The sequence below is a fragment of the Bacillus sp. FJAT-27245 genome, assembly GCF_001273955.1.
Taxonomy (GTDB): Bacteria; Bacillota; Bacilli; order Bacillales; family Cytobacillaceae; genus Bacillus_D.
The window spans coordinates 2,993,633-3,006,089 of the sequence record NZ_LIGI01000001.1 but is presented as its reverse complement, the minus strand read 5'-3'; the positions used below and the strand labels follow the sequence as shown (position 1 = coordinate 3,006,089).

The window sequence follows — 12,457 nt, the reverse complement described above, 5'->3', positions numbered from 1 at the left end:
GAACAAAAAGAGCCGTTACCCGCTTGGGGTCCGGCTCTTTTTGTTTCTAATAACAAAGATATGGTTAACGTCTTTATAATGGTAAAATAAATCCTTAAATGAGGTAGCAATTTGAATGGGATTTTTAAGGAGAATGAAATAATTATATTTAATGCAAAAAATCCTAAGGTACAAGAAGTAAACGGTTTAAAAGGCTTTATCCTAGCTAAGGTTTTTGATGAGAATCAACAAAAATATTTATATGCAATAACTGAGTTAAGGACATGAATTGTATACTCATGTTATTCCGATGAACTAGTTTCAACGCATGAATACTATGTGGAGGATATCTAGGTTCAGAAGTCATATTTTAATGGAACCATTTGGGGTGGAATATAGTGAGTTATAAGGTTATATTGCTAAAGGTATTCTTGGTGTTAGTAGGAGTACTACTTATTATATTTACAAAGAAATTGGGCGATGAGGCTATTAAAAGAAGAGGGCTGCATGTTTTCCTAGCTGAATCTTGGATAGGAGCATTACTAGTCTTAATTACCAATGGATTAATTAAGAGATTGACACCAAACATCACCAGATGCATATATTATCTTCTCGGGTTAGTGATTATTCTAATTGGTTTATTAATACAGAGTTGATTGGCAGATCGATTGATATAGAAAATTGCTAGAGAAGGAGGTAAGTACGTTAAATGAAAATAAATAAAGAGCATATTTTAGAAAGGCTTAGTAGTCTGTTAAACAAAAAATTAACCGCCATTGGAAGAGCTGGAAGCATGCTCTGGCTTGGTTTTGGTGAATTGGTTCCGATGAAAAATTTCCGTGGGGAAATTCGAAACGTAAATGAATATGCACTTCATGTCTCGTGTTCCTGGAGATTAACGGATGGGAAGAAAATCATTGTTGCATCTAGGGATATGTATTTTCCTAAAATGGGCATGTCTGATGAAAATTTTGATTGGGATGTGTTAGGTAACAATCGATTTGACGAAAGGGTTAATATCCTATGCCGAGAAATCGAAACTCATGTAATTAATGTTGATGAATTAATTGTTGATCAACATGGTGGGCTGACAGTTCGTTTTAATAATGGGCTTGAGTTTGAGGTATTTCCAGACGACTCTTTCGAAGAAGAATATTGGAGATTTATTTCTTATGCCAATGGGTCGGAACATTTGGTTGTTTTCCAAGAGGAGTAAATTAGTCATTTTTTCAGGATTCTACAGGACAATTTACCCAAGATGCTTCTGGAAACGCCATATCCTACTCGACACATGTAATTAAGGGGACAAAAGATTGGATAAGAGTTGGACAAGTAACAGAAAGACAGAGTCGTACCGGTATGACTTAGCGAGGAATCTTGAGAACCCCAATGGGAAATCGCAATTAAAAAAGACGAATGGCAATTACCATATAGCACCGAATATAAAATACTATCGTGTCCCTTTTTTGAGTCTAGCCAATCATCATGTTGAAAATTAATGGGGGTACCCTATGAGTATAAATAAATTATCCTTAATAACCTATGATACTTTTGACAAAGAACAATTTAATTTCACCGTATTGAATAATGGTGAATTTATAGAATTATCATCTAATGATAATCTAACATTACTAACAGATATTATACGGGGTGTTGGCGTTAGTCCAAATTTTTCTTTTTTATTAAGTAAAAATTACTTGTCTTATTTCAATGAATATTTAAAAAACAGCAACTTTAAGAAAAAGGATTACGGAAACTCCTTATTTTTTCAAATCAAATTAACTCACACCAAAGAAATAGCAAAGTATTCACAACTAATAAAGTTTTTAACCATGTATGACCAATTTTTATGTTTCTATTATGATTCAGAAGTGTTTTTCAACGATGAAAAAGAAGTAACAGTTAAATTAGGAGAGGTCTCCCCATTCATATCTTACTCTCATGATTTAAACGGAATTTTAATCTTTTGTAATAATGAAGGATTTTATAAATTATCTGCAATAAAAAATATATTACCTTCTTATGAAGTTGATAATCACATTTTCATGAATAAAGTTGGGAATGGATATGAAGAAGTATAGAACAAATAAAGCCAGTTCCTAGGTAGACGAGGCCTAGCCATTCGCCAAATCAGAAAATAGAAAGAGATGGGGCAGACCTTTCAAAATACCATATTGGGTCGAATTGTTTTTTTACAAGGGCAGTGGACAGTAATGAGAGGAACCCTGCCTGGTGGATTTAATTTTTAGGCGGGCAGATCGTCATGTGTGAGCATTAAAGATAAAGTATGAGTTCATCATTAAAATAAATTGAATTGTTTTAAAAGACGGTTATCATTCTTTCGATAACCGTCTTTTTTTATGGCATATTGTCCAACTCCACACAATAACCAAAACCTTTAAAACTTACCCCTTCTCTTGGCAACCAGCGCCATGGCTTTTTGTGTATTCGCAAAATGCAGTTTGACGAAGTGGGGCAGGGCGGATTGCCCTTTGGCCAAAATGAGTTTGGCGGCCGCTTCGTCCACTTTGGCGCCAGCTCCCTTTGGAATGGTGAATCCAGCCTCTTCGCCAAGCTTTTCAAAATGCCGTATGAACGCATACCTCGCAAGAATCGACGCCGCCGCGACAGATAAATGCAGCCCCTCCGCTTTTGTGCTGAAAAAGACATTTTCCCTGACAACCTTTTTCTGCCCTCTAAGGTGGGCGTAGTAAATTTCAGGCTTGGCAAACTGGTCGACAAGGATTGCTTCCGGTTTTTCTGGGGCGATTTTTCCGAGAAGATGGTTGAGCGCCTGATTATGCAGGATAGCTTTCATTTTCCCCTGCGTCATTCCCGATTGCTGCAGCTCGTTGTACTTTTCATTATGTAGGGTGAGGAGGCTGAACGGAATGACGTTCTTGATGTCCTTAGCGATGGTAATGATCTTTTCATCGTTCAAATCTTTTGAGTCCCGGACCCCAAGCTCCTTTAGTAGGGGAAGGTCCTGTTGTCTCGCATAGGCCGCTACCACCGTAATGGGGCCGAAGAAGTCGCCTGTTCCCACTTCATCCGAGCCGATGACCGACAAATGGCCGAAATTGGGAGGCAAATGCGAACCGGGTGCCGGCTTCGATGCAGTGTTTTTTTTACCAACTGCCGGCTTAGAAGGCTGGAGACCGTTCCATCGCGCCGCTTCACTCTCAGCAGCCGCTCCCTGGAAGAGGACCTTGCCGGATTTATAGGCTGTAATCGTGCAGGAAGGCGTTTTTGCCGAAAACACGCTGCCGGTCGGGAGCTTATCCAATAAAAATTGCGAATAATGTTCTTTTAATTTTGCTATATCAGCCTGTGTGGCGATCATGACAGCGTGGCCCACAACGTAGCACCCCTTTTGGAAGATTCACTAATATAGGTTGAAAAAACTATTACACACTATGTATTCGAATGTTAGTTGATTGGAGCGGAAGGCACCGACTCCTCGAAAACGTACCGCGTTTCCTTCGTGCGTGGGAAAATTCAAGGATGCCGTTCAGTGTCCTGCGGGATGCAGCGGCAAGGTGGAGACCCCACAGGCGCTAGCGCCGAGGAGGCTCCTTACTGCTCCTGCGCCAAAGAATATTCGAAGAAGCTGTCTTCAGCTCGTCGAAAATCTGCATGATGCTTTTCAAAGATGCTTTTTCATGAAGATATTCGGGTAGTTGCTTTGACGCCCCGCGGAAAGCGTGTACCTCGGGACAGGCAAAAGGCAGCCTGTCCCTGCGATGATTATTCTCGGAAGCTTTCCTTGTGGAGCGGAAATCAACGGCAAGGTTACATTAGAATATAAATTCTTTGATTCAACCTATTTATCAGCTTATTTTACCATACTTTCGCGGACCAATAATGATAGGCAATTATCGACATTCCCCGCAGTCATGCCTTCACGCGGGACAGCTTCTATTTCGCTTTTCCAGTAAACCTTGTTCATGGTATGATAGGGAGTAGGATTCTTTGAATGGAGGCAACTACGTGTCGAATGTAAATAAAAACCGGACAACGGTCGATATATATGGGCAGCAATATGTCATTATTGGGCCGGAAAGCTCGAGCCATGTAAGGCTTGTCGCATCGCTTGTCGATGATAAAATGCGGGAAATCGGTTCCAAGAATCCTTCTCTTGATGTGAATAAGCTGGCTGTCCTCACCGCAGTGAATGCCGTTAACGATTTTATCAAGCTGAAAGACCAGTATGACCGGCTGAAATCAGAACTGGAAAGGGAACACGAATAGAAATGGTTGATTTAGTACTTATTTTTCTTTTCATTTTTGGCTTTTTTATAGGCCTTAAACGGGGGTTTATCCTGCAGTTATTTCATCTGGCTGGTTTTGTCGTCGCCTACATCGTCGCTTATATGTATTACGACAGCCTTGCGCCTAAGCTGAAGCTGTGGATTCCCTATCCGACTCTCGGAGATTCTTCGTCACTTTCTGTCCTCATGTCTTCTGCCAATATGGAAGAAGCTTTTTACAGGGCGTTTGCTTTTATCGCCATCTTCTTTGCGGTAAAGGTGCTCGTTCAAATCATTGGTTCAATGTTCGACTTCATCGCGCATCTTCCAATCCTGAGGACACTGAATGTTTGGGCTGGAGGGCTGCTGGGATTCGCGGAAGTGTATTTGATTGTCCTTTTGCTCCTGTATATTGCTGCGCTGGTCCCAATGGATGCGATTCAGAAACCACTTGAAGAATCGGTCATTGCGGAAGCGATTATTAAAAATACGCCGATCATTTCGCAGCAATTGAAGGAATTGTGGATAGAATATGTGGCTGCTTGAACTTCTCTGACAGCAGGGGAGTTCTTCTTACTTTAATGGAACTTTAACCACGCAAGTTCGTACAACGAATAAGGCAGGTGCTCATTGGGATGGAAAAAAATAAAAAAGATGTCATTGCCCTTCTAGAAACAATCGCGATTTACCTTGAGCTGAAGGGGGAAAACCCGTTCAAGGTTTCCGCATTCCGGAAAGCCGCTTTCGCCCTTGAAACGGATAACAGGAGCCTTTCGGGCATTACTGATTTTACCGCCATTTCCGGCATTGGGAAGGGGACGGCCGCGGTCATTGAGGAATACATTCAGGAGGGCAGTTCCTCCGTTTTAAAAGAATTGCAGGAGGAGGTCCCCGCCGGGCTTGTTCCCCTTTTGAAGCTTCCGGGGCTCGGCGGCAAAAAGCTGGCAAAGCTGCATGAAATGCTTGGGATTGAAGATATCGCCGATCTCGAGGAAGCGTGCCGGATGCATAAAATATCCGAACTTCCGGGCTTTGGGAAAAAATCGGAGGAGAAAATCCTCGCGGCAATCGAAAAGGCCGGTGAACGCCCGGAAAGGCTTCCGCTCGCCTATATGCTGCCGATCGCGGCAAAAATCGAAGCCCAATTGGCCAAAATGGATGGAATTGAGAAATTTTCGAAAGCAGGAAGTATTAGAAGATGGTCGGAAACAATCAAGGATCTTGATTTCATCATTGCCACAGCCAACCCTGAATCGGTCAGGGAACAAATCCTCTCACTTCCGGATATAAAGGAAGTTATCGGTGCGGGGGATACAAAAGTATCGGTTACGTTCGGCTTTGATTATGATATATCCGCGGATTTCCGCATGGTCGGGAGTGAAGAGTTTGCAACCGCGCTTCACCACTTCACAGGTTCCAAGGATCACAACGTACGGATGCGGCAGCTCGCAAAGGAGCGCGGCGAAAAAATCAGCGAGTATGGTGTCGAAACAGAAGACGGGATAAAAACCTTTGCCACGGAATTTGACTTCTACTCCCATTTTGGCCTTCCTTTCATTCCCCCGGAATTACGGGAGGATGGGCGTGAAGTAGACAGTTATTCACCGGATATAGGACTTGTGGACATACTAGACATAAAGTCGGATCTCCATATGCACTCAACATGGAGTGATGGAGCCCATACGATTGAAGAAATGGCGGAAGCCTGCAGGGCAATGGGCTATTCACATATCGCCATAACGGACCACTCCCAGTTTTTGAGGGTGGCGAATGGCCTGACCCCTGAACGTATCCGGGAGCAAATAGAGGAAATAAAACGCCTGAACGAAAAATATACCGATTTTAAAATTTTGACGGGGATCGAGATGGATATTCTCCCGGACGGGTCGCTCGATTTTGATGATGATCTGTTGAAAGAGCTTGATATTGTCATTGCGTCGATACATTCCGCTTTTTCGCAGCCGCGTGAAAAAATTATGATGAGGCTGAGAACAGCCCTTGAAAATCCGAATGTCGATATTATCGCACATCCAACCGGCAGGCTTATTGGCCGGAGGGACGGTTATGATGTGGATATCGACTTGCTGATCGACCTTGCAAAAGAAACGAATACCGCGCTCGAATTGAATGCGAATCCGCACCGGCTCGACTTGTCTTACGTCCATTTGAAAAAGGCGGAAGAGGCTGGAGTAAAGATCGCCATCAATACGGACGCACATAAAACCGCAATGCTAAGCCATATGGGCATCGGTGTCGCGGCAGCCAGGAAAGGCTGGATCAAAAGCAGCTCTGTACTGAATACGTACAAATTGGAGGATTTGCTTCAATTTTTGCATCACAGAAGCTGACAACACACTTAGGCAAAAAGGAGAGGTTTCTCCATGCAGGAAAGAACGTTGAAAGTCCTTGAGTTTTTCAAAGTCAGGGAGCAGTTAATGGGCCATGCGTCTTCACCGCTTGGCCGCGATAAAATTTCCAGGCTTATCCCGTCTTCGGACTTTGAAGAAGTCGAAAGGCTCCAGGAGGAAACGGATGAGGCAGCAACGGCGCTCCGCCTTAAAGGCAATGTGCCGCTGTCCGGCATCCACGATATACGCGCCCATATTAAAAGGGCGGAAATTGGCGGGACGTTAAGCCCGACTGAACTTGTCCAAATCGCGAGCACGATTTCGGCGAGCAGGCAAATCAAACGGTTTATCGAAAACTTACATGAAGACAACAGCGAAGTACCACATTTATTGGATTATGTAAGCAGAATCATTCCGCTGGCCGAGCTTGAACAGGCAATAAAAATTGCGATTGATGAAGGCGGTGAAGTACTCGACACAGCGAGTGACACATTACGGGCGCTTCGCCACCAGCTCAGATCGAATGAGTCGAGGGTCCGTGAAAAACTTGAAAGCATGATCCGTTCATCAAACGCACAGAAAATGCTGTCCGATGCCATTATCACGATCCGGAACGACAGATTCGTCATTCCGGTCAAGCAGGAATACAGGGGCCATTACGGTGGAATCATCCACGATCAAAGCTCCTCCGGGCAAACGCTGTTCATCGAGCCACAATCGATTGTCCAGCTAAACAACCAGGTCCAGGAAATCCGGATAAAAGAGCAGGTGGAAATAGAAAGGATTCTGGCTGAGCTCTCCGCAAGGGCAGCCGAACACAGCGCTGAATTAAAGGTTATTTCTGATGTGCTGGGAGAGCTTGATTTTATTTTTGCAAAAGCGCGCTACGGTCGCACAATCAAAGGTTCGAAGCCAATAATGAACAACGAGGGCAGGATTGCGCTGTACAAAGCGCGACACCCATTGATTTCAATGGATAAAGTCGTCCCGAATGATATCGTACTTGGCAAAGATTATACAACAATCGTCATTACCGGTCCGAACACAGGCGGAAAGACTGTAACGCTGAAGACAGTCGGCCTGTGCACGCTGATGGCGCAGGCGGGCCTTCAAATACCCGCCCTCGACGGATCGGAACTGACAGTCTTCGATGCGGTGTATGCAGACATCGGCGATGAGCAATCAATTGAGCAGAGCTTGAGTACGTTTTCTTCCCATATGGTCAATATTGTCGATATCCTCAACAAGGCAGACAGTAACAGTTTCGTCCTGTTCGATGAACTTTGCGCGGGAACCGACCCTCAGGAAGGGGCTGCGCTGGCGATTTCAATTTTGGACGATGTATACAAGCGTGGGGCAAGGGTGATTGCAACGACCCATTACCCTGAATTAAAAGCGTACGGCTACAACCGGGAAGGGGTCATGAATGCAAGTGTGGAGTTTGACATCGAGACGCTAAGCCCGACGTACAGGCTTCTTCTTGGCGTTCCGGGGCGAAGCAACGCCTTCGAGATATCACGACGCCTTGGGTTGAATGACCGCGTTATCGAAAATGCCAAGTCTCAGGTTAGCGAGGACAGCTCGCAAATCGATAACATGATCTCAAAGCTTGAGTCAAGCAGGCGCGACGCTGAAAACGAGCTTGCAGAAGCCCATGATTTCCTGAAACAGGCCGAAAAGCTTCATGCCGATTTACAAAAGCAGGTTATCGAGTTTTATGAACAGCGGGATGCCATGATGGAAAAAGCGGCTGAAAAAGCAGGCAAGCTCGTTGAAAAAGCTACCGAAGAAGCGGAAGAAATCATTGGCGACCTCAGAAGGATGAGGCTTGAGAAGAATGCGGAGATCAAGGAGCATGAACTGATTGAAGCTCGGCAACGGCTCGCGGGGGCTGCCCCAAAAGTCAAAAAAACAGAAAAGCCCGGAGCGAAAAAGGCCGCCAAGCATGCCTTCTCGCCTGGCGACGAGGTCAAGGTCATTACCTTTGACCAAAAGGGAACCCTTCTTGAAAAAACATCCGATAACGAATGGTCTGTCCAAATTGGAATTTTAAAAATGAAGGTTGCCGAAAAGGACCTTGAATACATGAATACGCCAAAGCAAAAGGAAGTAAAACCGATGGCGATCGTCAGAGGCAGGGACGCCCATGTCCCGCTTGAGCTTGATTTGCGCGGCGAACGATACGAAGATGCATTGTTCAAGGTGGAAAAGTATATCGATGACGCCCTTCTTGCGGGCTATCCGCGGGTTTCCATCATCCATGGAAAAGGCACCGGGGCATTAAGGCAGGGAGTGCAGGAATATTTGCGGAACCACCGGTCAGTCAAGAAAATACGGTTTGGCGACGCGGGAGAAGGCGGGACAGGAGTTACAATCGCCGAGTTTAAATAACGGTTGGGGAGCTAAACGGTATGGAAAGCTTTTGGCAAAATGAATTTATCCAGATTGCAGCCTACTACAGTCTTGTCATTCTTTGCATTGTCCTTTTCCTGGCTGCATTTGAGCTCGTTACAAAGTACAAAAACTGGGAGGAAATCAAAAAAGGGAATGTAGCCGTGGCCATGGCAACCGGAGGGAAAATGTTCGGCATCGCTAACATTTTCAGGCATGCAATCGAGGAACACACTTCGGTCCTTGCGATGATTGGCTGGGGCGTATACGGTTTCGCCCTGCTGCTTGTCGGCTATTTCATTTTTGAATTCCTTACCCCGAAATTCAATGTCGATGAAGAAATTGAAAAAGACAACCGTGCCGTCGGGTTTATATCAATGGTGATTTCAATCGGATTATCGTATATAGTCGGAGCTGGAATCTAAACGGAGGAAACAAGGGTGGAAACACTTGCGAAAGTATTATTGGGCCTGTGCGGCTTGTTCATGCTGATAGGCATCATTTATATGGCGTTTTTCGCCTGAGAAGGGAACCGTTGCATTATGCAGCGGTTTCTATTTTTTCATGGATAGAGAACGGGGTGATTTGTAAATAGGTTGATTGAAGCGAAGGGCACCGACTCCTCGAAAATCCTCAATTATGCTATCGTATAATTTTCGTGCGATGCAGATTCGAGGAAGCTTCCTTGCGCTACCGCGTTTCCTTCGTGCGTGGGCAAATTCAATGATGTCCAGCGGGATGCAGCGGCAAGGTTGAGACCCCACAGGCGCAAGCGCCGAGGAGGCTCAAATGACGCCCCGCGGAAAGCGTGTGCCCGTAGTGAAAATCAACACCTCTATTTTTATAGATTATTTTATTCGGAAAAAAGTATCTGTTTGTGGAAACGCGGGGGATGGATTATAATGGAATGAATAGATAGAATTTTCAAAAACTTCTTTTATAAGGAGGTTACCCATGATTGAGATAAAGCCTTGGCTCAAGCATTATCCGGAAGAAATCCCCGCATCCATTGAGTACCCGGCAGAGTCCTTGCAAAGCTATCTGGCCAAATCCGCTGAAGAATTCCCCAATAAAGCGGCCATCCATTTTATGGGCAAAGAGCTCACGTTCCGGGAAGTGAGGGAAAGCGCCGAAAAATTGGCCGCCTATTTGCAGGCTCTCGGGATTAAAAAAGGCGACAGGGTTGCTGTCATGCTACCGAACACTCCCCAGGCAGTCATCGGTTTCTATGGAATCCTGCTCGCGGGAGGGGTGGTCGTCCCAACCAATCCTCTTTATATGGAGCGAGAACTGGAATATCAAATGAAGGATTCAGGGGCACTTGCAATCATTACCCTCGATATATTGTATCCGCGTGTTTCAAAAATTGCCCATAAGACCGATTTGAAGCACATCATTGTAACCACTATCAAGGACTTTCTCCCATTCCCGAAAAACCTTGTGTACCCTTTCATCCAGAAAAAACAATACGGGATTGTTGTTAAGGTAAAACATGAAGGGAGCAACCATTTACTGACTGAAATCCTGAATAAGCCGGCAGGTCCCATTGAGCACTATCCGCTTGATTTTGAAGAGGATCTGGCCCTTCTCCAATATACCGGAGGAACGACGGGTTTCCCGAAAGGAGTCATGCTCACGCACAAAAATCTCGTCGCAAATGTGTTGATGTGCAACAAATGGATGTACAAATGCCGGCGCGGCGAGGAACGGGTTCTTGGCATCCTACCGTTTTTCCATGTGTATGGAATGACGACAGTGATGGTTCTGTCAATCATGGAGGGCCATAAAATGATCCTGCTTCCTAAATTTGACCCGGAAACAACGCTGAAAACGATTCAAAAGCAGCGGCCAACCTTATTCCCCGGAGCGCCAACCATTTATATCGGCCTTTTAAACCATCCGGACCTGAATAAATATGATTTGTCTTCAATTGATTCTTGTATCAGCGGTTCGGCACCGCTCCCCGCCGAGGTCCAGCAGGAATTTGAAGAAGTGACCGGAGGCAAGCTTGTGGAAGGATATGGACTGACGGAATCTTCTCCGGTTACCCATTCAAACTTCCTTTGGGATCGGCCAAGGATAAAGGGGAGCGTCGGGGTTCCATGGCCGGATACGGATGCGGCAATCCTTTCTCTAGAAACTGGGGAACGCCTGCCGCCCGGGGAGATAGGCGAAATAGCCGTTAAAGGCCCGCAGGTAATGAAAGGATATTGGAACCGGCCGGAGGACACGGCGATGACCCTTAGGGATGGCTGGCTTTTGACAGGAGATTTGGGCTACATGGATGAGGATGGCTACTTCTATGTCGTAGACAGGAAAAAGGATATGATTATCGCCGGGGGCTTTAATATCTACCCAAGGGAAATTGAAGAAGTCCTCTATGAACATCCAGCCATCCAGGAAGCGGTCGCCGCTGGGGTTCCTGACCCGTACAGGGGTGAAACCGTCAAAGCGTATATTGTCTTAAAGGAAGGTGTCTATGCGACCGAGGAAGAGCTGGACGAATTCGCCCGGAAGCATCTAGCTTCCTACAAGGTACCAAGGATTTATGAGTTCAGGAAGGAACTTCCGAAGACCGCAGTCGGAAAAATACTCAGGCGCGTACTCATAGATGAAGAAAGGAAGAAACTTCAGGAGGAAGAACAAAAGCATGCATAGAAGGGGGGAGCCGGGCCAAGGCTTCTCTTTTTTCTCGTATCGGGATTTCCCTTTTTTGCCCGTTCATTATAAGATAGAAGTAACAGCGTTCCGCCCAATGCGGAGCTTGCCGGCCGCTTGACAGGGGAACCAGGGCAGCTTTATTATTGAATTATGAATGACTGTTCATTCATTTCATGTGTTGCTTTCTTCGAGGGAGGGTATAGTGGTGAAGAAAAACAAGCCAAAATACATGCAAATCATCGATGCCGCCGTATCCGTCATCGCCGAAAACGGCTACCACCAGGCACAGGTTTCGCGTATTGCCAGACAGGCGGGAGTAGCGGATGGGACGATTTACTTGTATTTTAAAAACAAGGAAGATATCCTCATTTCTTTATTCGAAGAAAAGATGGGGTCGTTTATTGAAAAAATCGAGCCTGTTATAGCAGGAAAACAGTCCGCGGCAGAGAAGTTATTACTGTTGATCGATTCCCATTTCCGGATCCTTTCCGGTGACAGGAGCCTAGCGATTGTCACCCAGCTTGAGCTGAGGCAGTCGAACAAGGAATTGCGGCATAGAATCAATGAGGTTCTGAAAGGGTACCTGAAACTCATTGATGAAATCCTGCTTGAGGGCAAACAAAAAGGGGAATTTTCTTCTTCGCTCGATATCCGCCTTGCGAGGCAGATGATTTTCGGGACGATAGATGAAACGGTCACCACATGGATTATGAATGAGCAAAAGTACGATTTGCAATCATTGAGTGCTCCGGTCCATGAGCTGCTGCTGAATGGATGCGGAGCGGGCACATCCAGGCCTTCAAAAAGCCAAGTTTTATGAGGGGGGAT

Annotated in this window: 11 protein-coding genes; 10 read left to right on the top strand and 1 reads right to left on the bottom strand. The window is 45.4% G+C overall.

The features are described from left to right. The first annotated feature begins 111 nt into the window (after positions 1-111). The 3 genes from ADU24_RS23065 (at position 112) to ADU24_RS14695 (ending at position 2,060) form a co-directional block, all read left to right on the top strand. Positions 112-267, top strand: a complete 156-nt coding sequence (locus tag ADU24_RS23065; RefSeq protein WP_156324587.1) for a hypothetical protein — start codon at positions 112-114, stop codon at positions 265-267. A gap of 421 nt (positions 268-688) precedes the next feature. After that, entirely contained in the window at positions 689-1,195 is a 507-nt protein-coding gene (locus ADU24_RS14700; RefSeq protein ID WP_053367340.1) for a hypothetical protein, read from the top strand. Positions 1,196-1,490: 295 nt separating this feature from the next. Further along, a complete protein-coding gene (locus ADU24_RS14695) occupies positions 1,491-2,060 on the top strand; it encodes a hypothetical protein (RefSeq protein WP_053367339.1) in 570 nt (189 codons plus the stop codon). A 317-nt stretch (positions 2,061-2,377) separates the two neighbouring features. On the opposite strand, the gene rnhC is transcribed toward ADU24_RS14695, so the two are convergent. Further along, positions 2,378-3,337 carry a ribonuclease HIII gene (rnhC, locus tag ADU24_RS14690; protein ID WP_197277514.1) on the bottom strand — a complete coding sequence of 320 codons (960 nt, stop codon included), beginning with the start codon at positions 3,335-3,337 and terminating at the stop codon, positions 2,378-2,380. Between the two features lie 632 nt (positions 3,338-3,969). Between rnhC and zapA the strand changes: the two genes are divergently transcribed. From zapA to ADU24_RS14655, 7 genes are all read left to right on the top strand, one after another. Then, positions 3,970-4,230: a cell division protein ZapA gene (gene zapA, locus ADU24_RS14685; RefSeq protein ID WP_053367338.1), complete on the top strand. Its 261-nt coding sequence runs from the start codon at positions 3,970-3,972 to the stop codon at positions 4,228-4,230. A gap of 2 nt (positions 4,231-4,232) precedes the next feature. Then, entirely contained in the window at positions 4,233-4,775 is a 543-nt protein-coding gene (locus ADU24_RS14680; RefSeq protein ID WP_053367337.1) for a CvpA family protein, read from the top strand. 89 nt (positions 4,776-4,864) lie between these two features. After that, complete coding sequence (gene polX / locus ADU24_RS14675) at positions 4,865-6,577, top strand: DNA polymerase/3'-5' exonuclease PolX (RefSeq protein ID WP_053367336.1); 1,713 nt, start codon at positions 4,865-4,867, stop codon at positions 6,575-6,577. Between the two features lie 33 nt (positions 6,578-6,610). Then, on the top strand, positions 6,611-8,968 hold the full coding sequence (locus tag ADU24_RS14670) for an endonuclease MutS2 (protein ID WP_053367335.1): 2,358 nt from the start codon (positions 6,611-6,613) through the stop codon (positions 8,966-8,968). Positions 8,969-8,988: 20 nt separating this feature from the next. After that, positions 8,989-9,393, top strand: coding sequence for a DUF350 domain-containing protein (locus tag ADU24_RS14665; protein ID WP_053367334.1), 405 nt, complete (start codon positions 8,989-8,991; stop codon positions 9,391-9,393). A 529-nt stretch (positions 9,394-9,922) separates the two neighbouring features. Beyond that, positions 9,923-11,626, top strand: a complete 1,704-nt coding sequence (locus ADU24_RS14660; RefSeq protein WP_053367333.1) for a long-chain-fatty-acid--CoA ligase — start codon at positions 9,923-9,925, stop codon at positions 11,624-11,626. A gap of 208 nt (positions 11,627-11,834) precedes the next feature. After that, on the top strand, positions 11,835-12,449 hold the full coding sequence (locus tag ADU24_RS14655) for a TetR/AcrR family transcriptional regulator (protein ID WP_053367332.1): 615 nt from the start codon (positions 11,835-11,837) through the stop codon (positions 12,447-12,449). Positions 12,450-12,457 lie beyond the last annotated feature (8 nt).